15 protein-coding genes, 3 tRNA genes and 2 rRNA genes are annotated in these 18,963 nt (G+C 59.8%); 18 read left to right on the plus strand and 2 right to left on the minus strand.

The window, feature by feature from the left end:
• Positions 1-44 precede the first annotated feature (44 nt).
• Positions 45-182, minus strand: coding sequence for a 50S ribosomal protein L34 (gene rpmH, locus HMPREF2944_RS00015; protein ID WP_049332235.1), 138 nt, complete (start codon positions 180-182; stop codon positions 45-47).
• 639 nt (positions 183-821) lie between these two features.
• Between rpmH and dnaA the strand changes: the two genes are divergently transcribed.
• The 16 genes from dnaA to rrf (HMPREF2944_RS00095) all read left to right on the plus strand — a co-directional run bounded on the left by dnaA (position 822) and on the right by rrf (HMPREF2944_RS00095) (position 17,004).
• Entirely contained in the window at positions 822-2,504 is a 1,683-nt protein-coding gene (gene dnaA, locus HMPREF2944_RS00020) for a chromosomal replication initiator protein DnaA (RefSeq protein ID WP_070679233.1), read from the plus strand.
• An 804-nt stretch (positions 2,505-3,308) separates the two neighbouring features.
• A complete protein-coding gene (gene dnaN, locus HMPREF2944_RS00025; RefSeq protein WP_049332240.1) occupies positions 3,309-4,433 on the plus strand; it encodes a DNA polymerase III subunit beta in 1,125 nt (374 codons plus the stop codon).
• 129 nt (positions 4,434-4,562) lie between these two features.
• The gene (recF, locus tag HMPREF2944_RS00030) at positions 4,563-5,831 is read left to right on the plus strand and encodes a DNA replication/repair protein RecF (protein WP_070679236.1); all 1,269 of its coding nucleotides are present in this window, start codon (positions 4,563-4,565) and stop codon (positions 5,829-5,831) included.
• 55 nt (positions 5,832-5,886) lie between these two features.
• Entirely contained in the window at positions 5,887-6,555 is a 669-nt protein-coding gene (locus HMPREF2944_RS00035; protein WP_083313032.1) for a DciA family protein, read from the plus strand.
• Between the two features lie 391 nt (positions 6,556-6,946).
• A complete protein-coding gene (gene gyrB / locus HMPREF2944_RS00040; protein ID WP_141755702.1) occupies positions 6,947-8,962 on the plus strand; it encodes a DNA topoisomerase (ATP-hydrolyzing) subunit B in 2,016 nt (671 codons plus the stop codon).
• A 72-nt stretch (positions 8,963-9,034) separates the two neighbouring features.
• Positions 9,035-11,668: a DNA gyrase subunit A gene (gene gyrA / locus HMPREF2944_RS00045; RefSeq protein ID WP_070679238.1), complete on the plus strand. Its 2,634-nt coding sequence runs from the start codon at positions 9,035-9,037 to the stop codon at positions 11,666-11,668.
• A complete protein-coding gene (locus tag HMPREF2944_RS00050) occupies positions 11,668-12,258 on the plus strand; it encodes a DUF3566 domain-containing protein (RefSeq protein ID WP_049332247.1) in 591 nt (196 codons plus the stop codon). Before gyrA ends, HMPREF2944_RS00050 begins: the two co-directional genes overlap by 1 nt.
• Positions 12,259-12,489: 231 nt before the next feature.
• Positions 12,490-12,563 (plus strand) — tRNA-Ile (locus HMPREF2944_RS00055).
• 142 nt (positions 12,564-12,705) lie between these two features.
• Positions 12,706-12,778 (plus strand) — tRNA-Ala (locus HMPREF2944_RS00060).
• A 3-nt stretch (positions 12,779-12,781) separates the two neighbouring features.
• Positions 12,782-12,898 (plus strand): 5S ribosomal RNA (gene rrf / locus HMPREF2944_RS00065).
• A 447-nt stretch (positions 12,899-13,345) separates the two neighbouring features.
• The gene (locus HMPREF2944_RS00070) at positions 13,346-14,572 is read left to right on the plus strand and encodes an inorganic phosphate transporter (RefSeq protein WP_070679240.1); all 1,227 of its coding nucleotides are present in this window, start codon (positions 13,346-13,348) and stop codon (positions 14,570-14,572) included.
• A gap of 3 nt (positions 14,573-14,575) precedes the next feature.
• Complete coding sequence (locus HMPREF2944_RS00075) at positions 14,576-14,881, plus strand: hypothetical protein (protein WP_049332249.1); 306 nt, start codon at positions 14,576-14,578, stop codon at positions 14,879-14,881.
• Positions 14,882-14,934: 53 nt separating this feature from the next.
• Positions 14,935-15,381 (plus strand): DUF3349 domain-containing protein, encoded by a 447-nt coding sequence (locus tag HMPREF2944_RS00080; RefSeq protein WP_049332253.1) that lies wholly within the window; start codon positions 14,935-14,937, stop codon positions 15,379-15,381.
• A gap of 185 nt (positions 15,382-15,566) precedes the next feature.
• Entirely contained in the window at positions 15,567-16,697 is a 1,131-nt protein-coding gene (locus HMPREF2944_RS00085) for an acetamidase (protein ID WP_141755703.1), read from the plus strand.
• Positions 16,698-16,811: 114 nt separating this feature from the next.
• Positions 16,812-16,884, plus strand: a tRNA-Ala gene (locus tag HMPREF2944_RS00090).
• Between the two features lie 3 nt (positions 16,885-16,887).
• Positions 16,888-17,004, plus strand: a 5S ribosomal RNA gene (rrf, locus tag HMPREF2944_RS00095).
• A gap of 201 nt (positions 17,005-17,205) precedes the next feature.
• Here the strand turns inward: rrf (HMPREF2944_RS00095) and HMPREF2944_RS00100 are convergent.
• The gene (locus HMPREF2944_RS00100) at positions 17,206-17,541 is read right to left on the minus strand and encodes a hypothetical protein (RefSeq protein ID WP_070679252.1); all 336 of its coding nucleotides are present in this window, start codon (positions 17,539-17,541) and stop codon (positions 17,206-17,208) included.
• 171 nt (positions 17,542-17,712) lie between these two features.
• Here HMPREF2944_RS00100 and HMPREF2944_RS00105 point away from each other — a divergent pair, with 171 nt between their 5' ends.
• A complete protein-coding gene (locus HMPREF2944_RS00105) occupies positions 17,713-18,240 on the plus strand; it encodes a peptidylprolyl isomerase (protein ID WP_049332259.1) in 528 nt (175 codons plus the stop codon).
• Positions 18,241-18,397: 157 nt separating this feature from the next.
• Positions 18,398-18,963 (plus strand): rhomboid family intramembrane serine protease (locus HMPREF2944_RS00110; protein WP_070679255.1); only part of this gene is annotated, 566 nt, incomplete at its 3' end.

Consider the following 18,963-nt stretch of genomic DNA (forward strand, 5'->3'; position numbering starts at 1 on the left):
CCCCGCCGATGCGTGTGCATCGGCGGGCGAACTATATGCCGTGATTAGGCCGAGAGCTTTGCGCGGCCCTTACCGCGGCGGTTCGACAGAATCGCGCGGCCTGCACGGGTACGCATACGCAGACGGAAGCCGTGCTTCTTGGCGCGACGGCGGTTGTTCGGCTGGAAAGTACGCTTGCTCATACTTTGTCTCCTTGATTTTCGCGGTTCTCGCCCTCACGGGGTGTCGGAACCGTACGCTTCTTGGTGCACGGAGGTATCGCGACTATTCGCGGTAGGCGGTGCACACACAACAGCACAACTTTAGAAGAGTGGCGGGAGTAAATCAAGTTCTTTTCGCTTTTTTCCGCGTGATTCCGGGCTCCTTATGGGGACTGGGTGCGGAATCGAGGAGAGCTGTTGGTGACGATCGAGGGTTTATGAGAGGCCGAGGGGAACCCTGAAGGGAACACGCTACGCTCCACTCGCATGAGTCACCACCCCCCATCCCCACCCCTGGGGATAACACGGGATCGCGACTATCCACTGCGGTGCATATCCTCCTCGGATAGCACATTGCACAGCGCTTATCCACAGGCACGCACAAACGCGCTACCCCCTGTAATTACAGGGAAGTCGGCGAATTCTCCACCGTTTTCCACTCTCCTTCCACTCCTGTAATTACAACTTTTCCACCGTGTGGAAAACTCTTGTGGAAAACGCCAAATGCCTGTGCATTAAGCGGGTAGAATCTTAATGACCTGCGGAAGGTTCCGGCATCGTTGGCGCTCTGTTGAGCTGCCAACGTCTTCTGCGGCAGATTGAGCGGAGGTAAAGACCCCTATGACCGAGTCACTTCAGGCGCGATGGGCGCACCTGCTGTCTATCCTGAGCAGCGACCCGAACGTCACGGCGCGCCAGCGTGGATTCGTGAACCTTGCGCGCCCCCAGGGTCTGATGGGATCTTCGCGCCTCATCATCGAGGTGCCTAATAAGCTCACCCGCGCCGTGTTTGAGGAGCAAATTACAGCACCTTTCCGCGCCGCACTGCACGAGGCGTTCGGCCCCTCCACCACCGCGCTTTTCGATGTGAACGAGGCGATGGTTCCCATTGAAAGCCCAAGTCAGGACGTTAATGAGCCGGAACAGACCGCACCCGTCGAACCCGCAATTGCCGCAGCTCACCAGGTTCCCGATGAGCCTTCTGGCTATTCCGGCGCAACTCCCTACGCCGAGCCCGCCCGCCGTGAGGCCCCCGTTGGCTCCCGAGCTTTCGAGTACTACACCGAGCCGCATCCGGCGCCGGATTCCGAGGCGCACGTCCCTGCGGATGAGCAGGTGACTCGCCCCTCGCTACAGGCCCTCGAGGCAGAACGAACCGCTTTCCACACTGCGCACAGTGAGGCTCCCGCCCCGGCCCCGGCCGCGCCGGTTGCGACCCAGCACGAAGACCCGGAAAACGCTCCGACGTGGGATAGCTCTGCTCGATTGAACCCGAATTACACCTTCGATACCTTCGTGATCGGCCAGTCCAACCGCTTTGCTCATGCAAGCGCCTTCGCCGTGGCAGAGCAGCCCGGCATCGTGTACAACCCGCTCTTCATCTACGGCGGTTCGGGCCTGGGCAAGACCCACCTGCTGCACGCGATTGGCCACTACACCAAGTACCTTTACCCGAATCTGCGAGTGCGCTACGTGAATTCTGAAGAGTTCACGAACGATTTCATCAACTCGATTCGCGACGACGAGGGTTCGTCGTTTAAGCAGATTTACCGTAACGTTGACGTGCTTTTGATCGACGATATTCAGTTCCTGGCCGGTAAAGAGGCGACAATGGAGGAGTTTTTCCATACCTTCAACGCGCTGTACAACCACCAGAAGCAGATTGTGATTACTTCGGATTTGCCGCCGAAGCAGCTGACCGGCTTTGCCGAGCGGATGCGTTCGCGCTTCGGGTCGGGTCTGAACGTGGATGTGCAGCCTCCGGAGCTGGAGACCCGCATCGCGATTCTGCGAAAGAAGGCTCAGAGCGAGATTTTGCCGGTGCGCGATGACGTTATGGAATACATTGCTTCCCATGTCACGGCCAATATTCGCGAGTTGGAGGGCGCTCTGATTCGCGCGAGCGCCGCCGCCTCGATGAAGAAGCCTCCGGAGCCCATCACCCTGGCCGAGGCTGAGACCTATTTGAAGGATTTGCTGTCGGATACGGGCGGTGCCGAGATTACCTCGGCGCTGGTGCTCTCGACGGTGGCAAAGTATTTCGATGTGTCCATCGAGGATATGCAGTCGAAGTCTCGCACCCGCACGCTCACGAACGCCCGCCAGGTGGCGATGTATCTGCTCCGTGAGCTGACAGAGATGTCCCTGCCGCGTATCGGTAATGATTTGGGCGGCCGCGACCACACGACCGTGATGCACGCGGTGCGTAAGGTGAGCGCGCAGATGGCTGAGCGGCAGACGATTTTCAATCAGGTGACCGAGCTGACGAACCTCATTCGCCAGGAACAGCGCGCCGCCGGATAGGCCCACGGAACCACCTACACCCCCTATAAGCTGCTGACAAGGCGTTTTATAGGGGGTATCGGGGTGGTTTGAGAGGGGCAGGGTTATTTTCGGCCATGATTTTCGGCTGACTGGGCCCTGAAATATGGGGTGTGGATAAGCTGTGCTTTAACTCCGGCGCTCGTGTGGACGTTAAGTGCATGAATATTCAAAAGGTGTGGAAGAGAGTAAATGCATAAATATTCATACACAATGCATCCTCAGTTCGGGGAGGATTCCTCCACTTAATGTCCACAGGCCACTTCCGCGTCATTGCTGGGTTCTGCGGGGTTTTCCACCGTTTCCACAAGCGTTAATAATACTACTGTACTTAAAGAAAAAATCCTCCCCATAACATGAAACATTTCCTCGCCCCGAGCTGTCGGGAAGTTCGATATGCATTTTGAGCTACTCAGGGCGTTCGCCCGTCGTGATTTCAGGAAACACTAGGCGATAGTAAGTGCTTTCTTTGATTCATTCTCCCTGTTGGTTTTGGCGAGAAACCCACATTTTTGAATGTCTAATTTCGAATCTATTTTCGATACTTTCCAAGGATTCCTTCGCGGTTCTTTGTAATTACAAAAATGCGAGGCTGGTAACCGTGGTGACCGACCGTGTTCACCGCAAATCCCTGTAATTACAATTCGTCTGGATTCCGGTAGGATGGATAGACGCGCGCGCACGGGCACCGCGCACTAGAGCAGGCGAAACCTTCCGGCTCTCTCGCAATTCAGCTTTACGTGCGCCACAAACCGAACCTCTACCACCGTGAAAGGCGCCTTCTCGATGAAATTCACCGTTGAACGCGATGTCCTCGCCGAAGCAGTCGGCTGGACGGCACGCTCCCTGCCCTTGCGTCCTACCTCCCCCGTGCTCAACGGTCTGCTGATTACCGCCTCCGCCGGTGAAGTCAGCATCGCAAGCTTTGATCACGAAACCAGCGCCCGCCAGGTTATCGCCGCCGATGTTCAGGCCGAGGGTGTGTGTCTTGTTCCCGGTAAGATCCTGGCCGAAATCTGCCGTTCTCTTCCGAATGCTGAGGTCGAGTTCACCGCTGATGAGTCCGTGATTCGTCTGCACTGCCGTTCCGCTAACTTCCAGCTGGCCGGCATGCCCGTGGCCGATTACCCCGAGCTGCCCGAGCTGCCCGAAGTTTCCGGTACCGTCGACGGCGCCGAATTTGCTGAAGCCGTCAAGCAGGTTCAGATTGCGGTGTCCAAGGACGAGACCCTGCCCCTGCTGACCGGTATTCGCGTCGAGATCAACGGTGACACCATGACCCTGCTCGCCACCGACCGTTACCGTCTAGCCATGCGCGAAATCAAGTGGAACCCCGTCAACCCCGATGTTCAGGCGGCTGTTCTGCTAAAGGCCAAGACCGTTTCCGAGGTCGGTAGCACTCTCTCCGGCTCCGGCGAGCTCTCCATTGCGCTGCCCGCCGCCGGTGAACTGATTGGTTTTGCCGCCGGTACCCGCCGCACCACGAGCGTTCTGATGGACGGCGATTACCCCAACATCCGTGCTCTCTTCCCCGAGCAGACCCCCATCCACGCGGTGGTTCGCACCTCCGACCTGACCGAGGCAGCGCGCCGTATCTCACTCGTGGCTGAGCGCAACACTCCGCTGCGCCTGAAGTTCACCCAGGGTTCGGTTGCCATCGATGCGGGCCGCGGCGACGAGGCTCAGGCCTCCGAAACCCTGCAGGCTCACCTCTCCGGCGACGACATCACCGTGGCGTACAACCCCTCCTACCTGCTGGACGGTCTGAAGGTGTTCGGCACCGAGTTCGTGCGTTTCTCCTTCACCGATGCGCCCAAGCCCGCCGTGATTTCGGGCCAGGACGAGCCGCTGGCTGAGGATGACCGCAACTACCGCTACCTGCTGATGCCGGTGCGTCTGCCCTCGAACTAGTAGCTTGCCGCCCCGCGCGCCTCCCGAGGCTCTGCCCAGGGAAGGCTCGCGGGGCTGTGCTTTCCCCGTCCGCGCCTATCCCCTCCTCGACCGAACCGTCCAACCGAACCGCATGAAAGGAGCCGTCCGGTGTACATCGACCACATCTCGCTGTTGGATTACCGCACCTACGCGCTGCTCAACCTGCCTCTATCGGCCGGGGTGACGGTTTTTCTGGGCTCGAATGGCGTGGGAAAAACGAATATCGTAGAGGCCATTGAGTATGCGGCGGCCCTCTCTTCGCACCGGGTGAGCCACGACGGTCCGCTGGTGCGCGTGGGTGCCGCCCGAGCCTACATCCGCACCCGCACTGTGCGCGGTTCGCAGCAGACCGTGACCGAGTTTGAGGTGGCTCCCGGTCAGGCGAATCGCGTGCGCATTAACCGGGCTGCCCCGGTGCGCGCTAAGGAAGCTCTGGGTATTGCTCGCACGGTGCTGTTTTCCCCCGAGGACCTGCAATTGGTGAAGGGCGATCCCGCCGGTCGTCGTCGATTTGTGGATGAGTTGGCCGTCTCCCTGCGCCCCGTGGTGGCGGGGTACCGCAGTGAGTACGAGCGGATTTTGCGGCAGCGTAATTCGCTGCTCAAGTCGATGCAGCGCCGCGCTCGCGACGAGAACGCGCTGAGTACCCTCGCAGTGTGGGATGACCAGCTTGCCCTGATGGGGGCGCAACTGCTCTCTGCGCGCTTCCGTCTGCTGCAGCGCCTACTCCCCCAGCTGCGTCGCGCCTACGCTGGGCTGACGGACGGTTCTAAGGACGTGGGGTTCACCTACGAGTCCACCGTCTTCGCAAGCATGGGTGAGCGCTCTCTCGAACACGCGGCCCTCATGAGCATTAAGGACCTGAAGGAGGCGCTTCTGCGCGGTTTCGCCGAGCGTCGCGCCGAGGAAATTGAGCGCGGCGTGACGCTGGTGGGGCCGCACCGTGAGGATGTGACCCTGCTGCTGGGCGGCCTTCCGGTTAAGCATTTTGCCTCGCACGGTGAGAGCTGGTCGTTTGCCCTGGCCCTGAAGTTGGCTTCGTGGTTTGTTCATGTGGAGGACGATTCTTCGCCGGGTGCCTCCCCCATCCTGATTCTTGACGATGTCTTCGCCGAGCTCGACTCGGCGCGCCGCCACCGCCTGGGCGCTATGGTTGCCGCGGCGGAGCAGGTGCTCATTACGTGCGCCGTACTCACGGATATTCCGGAGGAGCTGGGTGAATACCGCTTGGTGTCTGTAACTCCCGGCCACGCGGAGTACGTACCGTCGCCCGGCGCTTGCGACGGGAACGCAGAAGGAAGCACCGGTGAGACCCTCGCCAAGGAGAGCGGCGAAACGTTAGCTGAGAATCCTATTGCCGGTGGGGATTATGAGTAACCGTCCCGGAGAGGATTCCGTCCCCCTCACTGCACCCTTCGGCGATTCCTTGCCGATGCCTTCCCCGGCCCCTGACGCCCGTGAGCTCAACAGCGCTGTTTCACGTGAAACATCCGGCGGCGAGGTCGATGGCTTCGGTGAATTTTACCGAGACGAGGTGGACGCCCCCGCGGCCCTGCTGACTCGTATGCGCGTGGCCGCCCAGGAACGCGGCGAGGCGCCCCTCAACGCTTTCTCGGCGCGAAAGATTATGCGCGAGTTCGGTGCCGCGATGTCCGGAACCGCCCCCAAGAAACGTCGCGAACGCGCACAGGGGTGGGATCCCCGCGTCATGGGCGGGTACAGCGGCCCCGGTGAAAGCTCCCGCGATCCCAAGCCGCTCGGGGGTATCGTGAGCGCGCTGATTCGGTCCCGAGGCTGGAAAGAGCCCGTGGCCGTCTCGAGCGTGCTGGCCCGCTGGGCTGAACTCGTTGGTCCCGAAATTGCCGCGCACACCAAACCTCTCAGCTTCGAGAACTCTATCGTTCAGGTGCAGTGCGACTCCACCGCCTGGGCCACTCAGCTGCGCCTGATGCACGGGCAGCTTATCGAGCTCTTCCGCCGAGAGCTTGGCGAGAGCGTGGTGGCGCAGGTACGAATCCTGGGTCCGAACAACGGCCGCTGGAGCCAGCGCGGGTATCGTCGCGCCTCCGGGATGCGCGGGGTGCGCGATACCTACGGGTAGGAGAGTCGATGGTGCGTGCGGAACGAATTTTTGCCTCGAAACCGGACCGCTTGAAGAAGCAAAACCTCGGAAGTGCCCGCATCCCGGCCGCATAACCGAGGTGTATCCCCCCTCACCGGGGAGGGGGTTGAGCGTCTCTCAGGGGCCATTACGGGCGTTTGAGGGGGTGGAATATGGGTGAATTGCCCAAAAAATGGCGCGCTGGATGGCTTTAATACCCCCTTGCTCGGTAAAATAAAAGGGACAATGCGTAAAGTGCGCCCACCCGGGCGCCGCCGGCACCGCGAGTCCCCGAAGGCGCTTCACGCGCCGCGCCGAGGCGTTCTAGGCTACCCTCGGCAGTGTTCGCGGCTCCTTGCCGGTGCCCGGCTTACCCAAGGAGTTTCCCCTCGTGGCACCTGAACAGCCCCATGAATACGGTGCGTCCGACATCACCGTGCTGGAAGGCTTGGAGGCGGTTCGTAAACGCCCCGGCATGTACATCGGCTCGACCACCGAGCGCGGTCTGCACCACCTGGTCTACGAGGTCGTTGATAACTCCGTGGACGAAGCGCTCGCCGGTTACGCCTCCGAAATCGACGTGACCATCCAGGCCGATGGCGCGGTGCGCGTCAAGGATGACGGCCGCGGTATTCCCGTGGATGAGCACCCCACCGAGCACAAATCCACCGTCGAGGTCGTCATGACCGTGCTGCACGCCGGCGGTAAGTTTGGCGGCGGCGGCTACTCGGTCTCCGGTGGTTTGCACGGCGTGGGTATCTCCGTGGTGAACGCCCTTTCGACCCGCGTGATTACCGAGGTGCACCGCCAGGGCTACGCGTGGCACATCTCCTTCTCCAACGGTGGCGTGCCCGACGGTCCCCTGCGTCGCGGCGAGCCCTCCGATAAGACCGGCACGATTCAGACCTTCTATCCGGATTCCGAGATTTTCGAGACTGTCGAGTTCGATTTTGAGACCCTGCGCGCTCGCTTCCAGCAGATGGCCTTCCTGAATAAGGGCCTGACCATCACCCTGACCGATGAGCGCGAGAAGTTCACCGGTGACGAGGTTGCCGAAGAGGAGAAGGAAAACACTCTCAACCGCGTGCGTGCGAACGCTGACGGTTTCATGACCGTCACTTACCGTTACGACAACGGCCTGTTTGACTACGTGCACTTCCTGAACGCCGGCGCGAAGACCATCGTGAACGAAGAGATTGTCTCCTTCGAATCCGAGGACTCTGACCGTAACATGAGCCTGGAAGTGGCCATGCAGTGGACCGGTGCGTACAAGGAATCCGTCTACTCCTACGCAAACACGATCAACACCCACGAGGGCGGCACCCATGAAGAGGGTTTCCGTGCCGCGCTGACCTCCCTGGTGAACCGTTACGCTCGCGACAACAAGCTGTTGCGCGATAAGGACGATAACCTCACCGGTGAAGACGTGCGTGAGGGCCTGACCGCGGTCATCTCGATTAAGATTTCCGAGCCGCAGTTCGAGGGTCAGACGAAGACCAAGCTGGGTAACTCGGAGGCGAAGTCCTTCACCCAGCGCGAGGTGAACGATCACCTGAGCGACTGGTTCGACCGTAACCCCGCCGTGGCCAAGGACATCGTGCGTCGCGCGATTACCGCCGCCCAGGCGCGTATCGCCGCCCGCAAGGCCCGTGAGACGACCCGCCGCAAGGGCCTGCTGGAGACCAGCTCCATGCCCGGTAAGCTCAAGGACTGTTCCTCGAAGGACCCGTCGATCTCTGAGATTTACCTGGTGGAGGGTGACTCCGCGGGTGGTTCGGCAGTTCAGGGTCGTAACCCGAACACTCAGGCTATTCTGCCGCTGCGCGGTAAGATCCTGAACGTTGAGCGCGCTCGCCTGGACCGCGCCCTGTCGAACGCCGAAATTCAGGCGATGATTACCGCCTTCGGTACCGGTATTGGCGACGACTTCAACATCGAAAAGGCTCGCTACCACAAGATCGTGCTCATGGCCGATGCGGACGTGGACGGCCAGCACATCACGACCCTGTTGCTGACCCTGCTCTTCCGCTTCATGCGTCCGCTGATTGAGGCCGGTTACGTGTACCTGGCTCAGCCGCCGCTGTACCGCATCAAGTGGTCTAACGCTCCGCACGATTACGTTTACTCCGATGCAGAGCGCGACGAGGCTCTGGCACGTGGTTTGGCGAATAACCAGCGTCTGCCCAAGGATAACGGTATTCAGCGTTACAAGGGTCTGGGCGAGATGGACTACACCGAGCTGTGGGACACCACCATGGATCCGGCGCGCCGTACCCTGCTGCAGGTGAAGATGGAGGACGCGGCCGCCGCGGATCAGATCTTCTCGGTGCTGATGGGCGAGGACGTTGAGGCTCGCCGCGAGTTTATCCAGCAGAACGCAAAGGACATCCGATTCCTCGATATCTAACCCGCACGACATATTCCGCCTAAGGAATATGCGAGATGGGTTATATAACCGAGTGATTTATTGAGGGAAATAATGAGCGAAGAACAGCAGAACGAAGTGACCGGAGCTGACGTTGTCAGCACCGGTGACGCCGAGATCGTGGACCACCACGGCCACATTGAACAGGTGGACCTGCAAACCGAAATGCAGCGCTCCTACCTGGACTACGCGATGGCCGTCATCATCGGTCGTGCCCTGCCGGATGTCCGTGACGGCCTCAAGCCCGTGCACCGTCGCGTCATCTACGCAATGTACGACGGCGGTTACCGCCCGGACCGCGCCTTCAACAAGTGCGCCCGCGTGGTCGGCGACGTCATGGGTCAGTTCCACCCCCACGGCGATAGCGCCATCTACAACACCCTCGTGCGTCTGATTCAGAGCTGGATTATGCGCTACCCGCTGGCATTGGGACAGGGCAACTTCGGCTCCCCCGGTAACGATGGCGCAGCGGCTCCCCGATACACCGAGACGAAGATGGCCCCCATCGCCCTGGAGATGGTGCGCGACATCAACGAGGACACCGTTGATTTCCAGCCGAACTACGACGGAAAGTCTCTCGAGCCGACCGTTCTGCCCGCGCGCATCCCGAACCTGCTGATTAACGGCTCCTCGGGTATCGCCGTGGGTATGGCGACCAACATTCCCCCGCACAACCTACGCGAGGTGGCCGAGGGCGTAGAGTGGTTCCTGAAGAACCCGCACGCCACCAACGAAGAGCTGCTGAACGCTCTGATGGCTCGCATCAAGGGCCCGGATTTCCCGACCGGTGCGCAGATTCTGGGCACCAAGGGTATTGAGGATGCGTACCGCACCGGCCGTGGTTCGATTACCATGCGTGCCGTGGTCAACGTGGAGGAAATCCACGGTCGTACCTGCCTGGTGGTGACCGAGCTGCCGTACCAGGCGAACCCGGATAACCTGGCGATTAAGATTGCTGAGCTCATCAAGGACGGCAAGGTCACCGGTATCGCCGACCTGCGCGACGAGACTTCGGGTCGTACCGGTCAGCGCCTGGTGATTGTGCTCAAGCGTGATGCTTCCCCGAAGGTCGTGCTGAACAACCTGTACAAGCACACCCAGCTGCAGGAGAACTTCTCCGCGAACATGCTGGCCATCGTGGACGGCGTGCCCCGCACCCTGTCCCTGGACGCTTTCGTGCGCCACTGGGTCAACCACCAGCTGGATGTTATCGTCCGCCGTACCCGCTACCGTCTGCGCCAGGCGGAGGAAGAGGCGCACATCCTGCGCGGCCTGCTCAAGGCCCTGGATGCTCTGGACGAGGTTATCGCCCTGATTCGCCGCTCCCCCACCGCGGACGAGGCGCGCACCGCTCTGATGGAGTTCCTGCAGATTGACGAGGCTCAGGCTCAGGCCATCCTGAACATGCAGCTGCGTCGCCTGGCCGCTCTGGAGCGCCAGAAGATTCAGGACCGCCACGACGAGCTGATGCGCATGATCGCCGAGTACAACGCGATTATTGCTTCCGAGACTCGCCAGCGCGAGATTATCTCTGAGGAGCTGGGCGAGATTGTGAACCGCTACGGCGATGACCGTCGCACCCAGATCATGTACGGCTACAACGGCGACATGTCGATGGAAGACCTCATCCCCGAGGAGGAGGTCGTGGTGACGATTACTCGCGGCGGCTACATCAAGCGCACCCGCAGTGATCAGTACCGTAGCCAGCACCGCGGCGGTAAGGGCATTAAGGGCGCCTCCCTGCGTGGCGATGACGTGGTGGAGCACTTCTTCGTGACTACCACGCACAGCTGGATTCTGTTCTTCACGAACCTGGGCCGCGTGTACCGCGCGAAGGGCTACGAGTTGCAGGAAGCCGGCCGCGACGCGAAGGGTCAGCACATTGCGAACCTGCTGGAGTTCCAGGGTGGCGAGCATATCGCCCAGGTGATGGAGCTCAAGAGCTACGAGGACGCTGAGTACCTGGTGCTGGCAACCCGTGGCGGCATGGTGAAGAAGAGCCGCCTGAGCGATTACGACACGAACCGTACCGCGGGCCTGATCGCCATCAACCTGCGCGAGGGTGACGAGGTTGTTTCGGCCTTCACCGTTTCGGCTGCCGATGACATCCTGCTGGTTTCTCGTAACGGTATGTCCCTGCGCTTCCACGCGGATGACGCTTCGTTGCGCCCCATGGGTCGCTCGACTTCCGGTGTGACCGGTATGAAGTTCCGCGATGGTGACGAGCTGATTTCTGCCAACGTGGTCACCGAGGGCTCCTACGTCTTCGTGGTGACCGAGGGTGGCTACGCGAAGCGCACGAGCGTGGATGAATATCGCGTTCAGGGTCGTAACGGTTTTGGCATTAAGGTTGCTAAGCTTGTGGAGGATCGTGGCGCCCTGGTGGGTGGCCTCATCGTGGACGAAGAGGACGAGGTCCTGGTCGTGATGTCCAGCGGCAAGGTTGTTCGTTCGAATGTGAATGAGGTTCCCGCGAAGGGACGCGATACCATGGGTGTTATCTTCGCAAAGCCCGGTGAGGGCGATTCGATTATCGGTGTAGCCCGTAACCAGGATCGTCAGCTGGACGACAGCGATGATGAAAACACTGAGAATGCCGAGGCGGCAGACGATACTTCTGCGGCTCCCGGCACGGATAACGAGGGTGAAGCGGCGGCTGCCGACCTCACCGCTACTGGAGGTAACTAATGAGCAGCACTCCCGCGAGCTCCTCTTCCGCGTCAGCGCAGCGTTCGGCAGCAGCTGGTGCGTCAAAGAAGGGGGCCCCTAAGTCCGGTGCCCGCCGCCCGGCTCAGGCACGTTCAGGTCAGGCCCGTCCCGGAGCCGCTAAGCGTCCTGCCGGCAAGCGCCCGGTGAATGCTAAGCGTCCGACGGGTTCGCGTCGCCAGCTGGTGCGCCCCGCGCCTCGTTCGAAGATTCGTCGCGCGCGCCTGGTGGTGCAGAAGGTCGATACCTGGTCGGTAGCAAAGCTGATCTTCCTGCTGTCGATTGCTCTGGGTATCGTGACCGTCGTGGCCTCGGTGATTCTGTGGCTGTTCCTGCAGGCTTCGGGTGCCTTTACCGGTGTAAACCAGCTGATTAGCTCGCTGGGTACCGGTTCGACCACCGTGGATATCTCGCAGATGATTTCGCTGGGGCAGGTGGCTCTGGTAACCACGATTTTTGCTGTGGTGAACACCGTGGTCTTCACCCTGCTGGGTATGATTGCTGCTATCCTGTACAACCTGGCTGCAAAGCTGGTGGGTGGCGTGACCCTGACTCTGAGTGACGAGTCTTAAGAGCGCTCGACTATGAGTTTGAATTGGGCGGTATCGTCTCCGTGCGGAGGCGGTGCCGCCCTTTTTCGCGCTATCTTTTCTGGGTTCTGCGGGGGCTTTGGTGGTGTGTCCTATCTTGATGCTGAACCCCTTCACGCATATGTGATGCATAACATATCATTTTGATTTGGCGTTCCCTCTAAACGCCTGTATAGTTATATCTCGTTCTACGGAAGAAATTCCGCAGAGGGAGGGCGTATAGCTCAGACGGTTAGAGCGCTTCGCTGATAACGAAGAGGTCCCAAGTTCGATTCTTGGTACGCCCACTCCGCACTGTGAAAGGTAGAGATGAAGAAAGTTTTTCTGATTATCGCTCTTTCGAGTGTTGTTGTGATGACACTAATAAAGTGTCAGAACAACGAGGTTATCAAGGCCTGGAAATAACTAAACAGTGGTTTCCGCTGAAGCGGGGGCGTGGCGCAATTGGTAGCGCATCTGCTTTGCAAGCAGAGGGTTAGGGGTTCGAGTCCCCTCGCCTCCACTTTCCGGTGATTATAGCAAGAGGGAAACGCCTGGCTCCATTCCGAACCCAGAAGCTAAGACTCTTCGCGCCGATGGTACTGCACTTTTGTGGGTGTGGGAGAGTAGGTCGTTGCCGGTTTATTTTTGAGAAAGACCCCGTATCGAGAGATGCGGGGTCTTTTGTTATATATGCTGTACCCCTCCTCGGGGCACTCGGTTTAGGGCTTTTGCGGTGGGCTGCTGGGGAATTTGCAGTAAATGCATAACGGGGTACTCAATGCGAGGTGGGTAATAGATGCGCATCACAAATAGAAATCTGGGAACTTCCTGAAGGTGAACACTAGATGAACTCACCTCAGCGTTCAGTGTGTAGTATGTCGGCTACTGCCCCGGTTTAGTGAAGAATCCACATAAAACAACTTAATGATTCTGGTGGGTGCACCCTTTTTGCCTAGTGGTAGCGGGTTTCTCGAGATGATGGACGAACAACCCCACGAAACACGCACCTAATCGTGTGGGTTTGCGTGTTATTTCGTGTTAAAACCGAATACTTTCGATTTTTGGGGAAGCGACAGATAATTCTCTTGTGACTACAGAACTCATTATTCTCGTGATCGTGGTGCTGACCGCGCTCGCATTCGACTTTACGAACGGCTTTCACGACACCGGCAACGCGATGGCTACGTCCATCGCTACCGGCGCGTTGAAGCCGAAGACAGCCGTGGCTCTCTCCGCATCCCTGAACCTGGTGGGTGCCTTCCTCTCTGTTGAGGTGGCACGCTCGGTCGGTAGTGGCATCGTGAACCTGGATCGTATCGACGTAACCTCGGACGGCCCCGCACTGATGCTCATCGTCTTTACCGGCCTGGTGGGCGGCATCCTCTGGAACGTGCTGACCTGGCTGCTGGGCCTGCCCTCCTCTTCGTCGCACGCACTGTTTGGTGGCCTGATTGGTTCTGCGCTGGTAGCCATCGGCTTCGACGGCGTGCAGTGGATGGGCGTGCTTTCCAAGATTATTGTTCCCGCGGTCCTCTCCCCCGTCATTGCCGCAATCGTGTCGGCAACCGGCACCTGGCTGGTGTACCGCATTGCTGCCCCGGTGGCCGATGAGCGCAAGCACAGCGGCTTCCGCAAGGGCCAGGTGGCTACCGCATCCCTGATGTCTCTGGCGCATGGTACGAACGATGCGCAGAAGACCATGGGCGTGATTTTCTTGGCTCTGGTGGCTTCAGGTTCTCTTAACAGCGACGACGCCATCCCCCTGTGGGTCAAGGCCGCCTGCGCGCTCGCTATCGCCCTGGGAACCTACCTGGGCGGCTGGCGCATCATTCGCACCCTCGGTAAGGGCATCGTTGAGGTGGACACCCCGCAGGGTGTGGCTGCCGACGGTGCCTCCGCCGCGATTATTCTGACCTCTTCCCACTTCGGTATGGCTCTGTCGACCACTCACGTGGCGTCCGGCTCGATTCTGGGTAGTGGCCTGGGCCGTAAGGGTGCCGAGGTACGCTGGTCCGTAGCGGGTCGTATGGTGGTCGCCTGGCTGATTACCCTGCCGGCTGCCGCGATTGTGGGTGCTCTAACCTGGCTGATTGGTCACGGCTTGAATGCTCTGACCGGCACCCAGTTCATTGGCGAAATGACCGTGTTTGCTCTGCTGGTTATCTTCTGCTTCCTGATGTGGCGTCACTCCCAGAAGGACAACATTGACGCTTCGAACGTGACTGGCGACTGGGATGAAAAGGAAGGCGCTGCAGTCACCAGCGCTGAGGCATCCGCAGACCAGACTCTTGCTACTGAGAAGGCAGGTTCGTAAGCCATGGCATATCTGTTGGAGATCGTAAACAAGATTATTCCGGTGCTCATGGCCGGTCTCTTCTTCGGTGCGGGTCTTCCGGCGCTGTATGCGCTCGGCCTCCGCCTCATGGCGGGCCGTACCGAGTACACGGCGGATGGTCAGCTGGTGGAGATTGAGCCGCCGAGCACGGTGGCTAAGATTGCCGCCGGGATTGTTTTTGCTATCATCGTAGCAATCGTAATCATCGCCATTCTCTGGGTTGCTAAGGACTTTATTCACCACACGTTCGGCTGGAATATTTTCGGCGTCACCGGTGGAGGTCACTAGAACCGTGAAACACACAGTGAATATGATGATGACAGTATCGAAGGAGGGGCTCAATGCCTGATAAGGGCATCATCTCTCGAGTAATCGACTGGCTGAGCGTTGGGTATCCCAAGGACGTCCCCGTTCAGGACCGTGCAGCCGTGATGGCCATCCTGAAGATGCGTCTGACGGATGAACAGCTGCAGGAAGTGGTCCGCCAGCTTATGCAGTCCCGCGCTGCTCGTGGTGAGGCATACGTGAGTGACCAGCGAATCAACGAGTACATTCGTCGCGTGGTCGACCATACCCCGACCCCGCAGGACATCGACCGAGTAGCTAAAATTCTGGGTGCACACGGCTTCCTGATTGCAGAAAACCATGTGAACGAGGATGCCGAGCCCGCCGGTCGTACGGAGTATGTGCCGTACGAGGACCCGACGACCGGTGAGATTCGTATTGCGGAGCTGGCCGCCGAGTCGGCAAACGTCGCATCACCGCAGATCGCTGAGTCGGATGACTAAAAATTCGAGGGTTGGCTGAATAGACAACCAAGAGGCCTACCGGGCGAATAATTCGTCCGGTAGGCCTCTTCTATGTCCAGGCTCTCGCTCTAAGCTCCGCCACCTTGATGCCCCATCGGTGTATTCTTACTCCGCTATCTCTCACTCTGTGCGGTCCTCGACCGTCGCTCATCCCCGGAGGCTCGATGTCTTCTTCGCAGATTCCCGAATCTCGTCAATCGGACAAATCTACCGGCGCGCGAGGCCGCTTCGCGGCCGTAGGAGACGCCGCAAAGCGGCGTGGGCGCGACCTGGTGGTTCCCCGACGTTCCCTGCTGCTGACCGGTGGCGTCATCCTGGCGGGTGGTCTTATCGCTACGGCACCGCGCATCGCCGCTACCGGCCTTCTGGGTGAGGATGCCGCCGTCACGGTTTCCGTAGAAAAGTTGCTGGCTCGCCGCGAGCGTCGTGTGCGCGAAAATATCGATACCCGTTACCTGCGCATTGAATCGCTGGAGCGTATTAACGTGGGTAAGGGGAACGAAGAGCAGAATCTCCGACTGGTGGGTTCCCTAGCGCTCACGGAAGCCGCACAAGCGGATTTGCCGGCCGCTGCGGAGGCGCTGGCTCAACTATCGGTTTACGGCTCAATACAGCGTCTGAGCGTCACCTACGGCGGTGTAGACCCGTTTAACGACCCGCATGGGGGTAGTCAGCGCACCAATACTCCGGTCGCCCCGCTGCGTGTGAACGATTCGGCAACCCTTGACCGGGAGCAGTGGCTCAAGCTCCTCAATGCATCAGCCGCGCTGGGAACCAACGCGGACTATACCCAGGGGATCGCCATGGCGGACGAGCTACGCCTAACCGCGGTCATCGAGGAGGGCGAGTATGCCAACGTGGTTCGTCGCTTCCGCGCCCTGGGCAGTCTGGGCACCTCAGAAGAGCGTGTGAAGCAGATACAGCTCTACGCGCAGATTGCCATCTCTAAGGCGGTGAAGGTGCCCTCGGGTGGCGAGACGAAGATTGCTGTGAGCGTTGCAGAACCGGCCCGCGTGGCGGTGGCGGCCGATGCTCTGGATAGGGCGGTCACGCCCGCTGAGTTGAGCACCCTCGCAACTTTCGCGCTAACGTGGAACGCCCGCCAGGAATACCCAGCCGCCGGACGGGATGACGCCCTTAAGCTGGGGTTTAAGAGCCCCTCATCGAAGGACGAGCAGGCAAAAGAGAAGCTGAAGGAAGCCATTCGCCGCTACCTGCAGGAAGAGTCTGGGCCGCTGAACGCGGTGTCCAAGCGTGAGGCGAATGTGCCCGGCGAGGTCATCACGGGGGCGTAGCGCGTCGGCTTCCCTTTGGGGAGGCTTAGCGATGCTGTGATGGGTCTTACGAAAAAAATGTCCGCGAGGATTTGGTGATGTCCGAACCGCTGGTATAGACTGGTAGGGCACCACGGGGGCGTGGCGCAATTGGTAGCGCATCTGCTTTGCAAGCAGAGGGTTAGGGGTTCGAGTCCCCTCGCCTCCACTTTCCGGTGATTATAGCAAGAGGGAAACGCCTGGCTCCATTCCGAACCCAGAAGCTAAGACTCTTCGCGCCGATGGTACTGCACTTTTGTGGGTGTGGGAGAGTAGGTCGTTGCCGGTTTATTTTTGAACCGAGAACCCCATGTCGAAAGACATGGGGTTCTTCGCGTATCCGGGATATCGCTACGGGGAAGCAAGGTGGCGGCTTCACACGTGACCGCGCCTCCACGCTTATCCCACGCACGCAAAACGGCCGCTCTCCGGAGAATCATCCGGAGAGCGGCCGTTCAAGCTAGATACGCGCTAGAGGCGGGAAGAACGTTTAGGCGTTCTTCCAAGGATCCTCAACGGGGCGAGCAGCGTTGTATGCGGCCGCGCCTGCGACACCCAGCGCCACAACCAGGCCCAGGAAAGCCAGACCCTTGCGGGGGCGCTTACCGCCGTTGCGCTCGATGCGTGCCAGCTCCTTCTCCGCGGCACGAGCGGTCTTTGCGGTGGCCTTGCGGGCCTTCTTCAGGGCGTTCTTCTTGCCGGTCAGCTTCTCGGCGAAAAGCTCAGCGGCCTTGCCCTCAAGCGAGGACTCAGCGGCAGCCAGGGACGAGACGACAGCCTGGGCCTTAGCAGCCTTGCTGGCCTTACGCTTCTTGCAGCAGAACATGGGGTGACCTCCATCGGTTGGGCGTCGCGGCGGTAAGAATCGCCGAGACGCGCGTAGTGTTCACCTCTTAGGATATTCAATTCCGGCCTAAAAAGCCCGCCCGACAGTACGCCCGGGGCGAAAAAACACGTTGTATGGCGAATGAGCGCCAGCCCGTGCCACAATAGAGCCATGACTAATGCAACTGCTAAGGCAACTATCCACACCAACTACGGTGACATCGTCGTGAACCTGTTCGGTAACCACGCACCCCTGACTGTTGAGAACTTCATCGGCCTGGCCGACGGTTCCCGCCAGTGGAAGCACCCCCGCACCGGTGAAATCATGAACACCCCCCTGTACAAGGATGTCGTGTTCCACCGCATCATCAAGGACTTCATGATTCAGGGTGGCGACCCCCTGGGCATGGGCGTTGGTGGCCCCGGCTACCAGTTCAAGGATGAGATTCACCCCGAGCTCTCCTTCTCCAAGCCCTACCTGCTGGCAATGGCTAACGCCGGCCCCGGCACCAACGGTTCCCAGTTCTTCATCACCACCGTTGAGACCCCCTGGCTGAACGGCCGCCACACCATCTTCGGTGAGGTCGCTGACGAGGCATCCAAGAAGGTTGTCGACGCTATTGAGGGCGTTGAGACCGGCTTCCAGGACCGCCCGGTCAAGGACGTCGTCATCTCCTCGATTGACGTCGAGAAGCTCTAAAACCCCTTCAGAAGGCTCGTGGAGCGTTCTGGTGTGTTGATAAAACACATATAGTTCAGGGGCCCGCCAGGATTCTTCCGGTGGGCCCCTGCGCTTATATGCCCACCGCCCCCGCACACCACCCCGGTTGATCCGGCACACAACCCCTGGAGGTTCAGTGGAGAACTTTCCCAACTACGCAGGCTACGGGCAGACCCCCACCGTCTGCGTCAACCACCCCGACCGCGTCAGCTACGCCCGGTGCGGACGATGCAACCGGGCCATCTGCGGTGAATGTCAGATGAACCAGGGAGCCGGTACGGTCTGCCCCGACTGCTACCGCGACCTCACGGGCGGCAGCTCGAAAGCACAGGGTTCGAAGGCGAAAGGCTCGTTCCTGGCCCGTCACTGGCATATTACGTACACCCTCATGCTGATTAACGTCGTGATGTACGGGCTGCAACAGATCATTCCCAACGAATGGGTGGTTAGGCATGGCAACATCTGGTGGCCCTACGTCCAGCACGGCGAGTACTACCGCATCATCAGCTACGGTTTTCTGCACATGCAGAACGACCCGATGCACCTGGTGTGGAACATGATTAACCTCTTCATCTACGGTGTGTCCCTCGAACGCATGATAGGGCGCTGGAAGTTCCTTGTGGTGTACCTGGGCTCTATCATCTTTGGTGCCCTCGGCGTGTACGTGCTGGCTCCTGGAACGAGTGTGGTGGGTGCCTCCGG

This window comes from Rothia sp. HMSC072E10, assembly GCF_001813965.1.
In the GTDB taxonomy this organism is placed as follows: domain Bacteria; phylum Actinomycetota; class Actinomycetes; order Actinomycetales; family Micrococcaceae; genus Rothia; species Rothia mucilaginosa_A.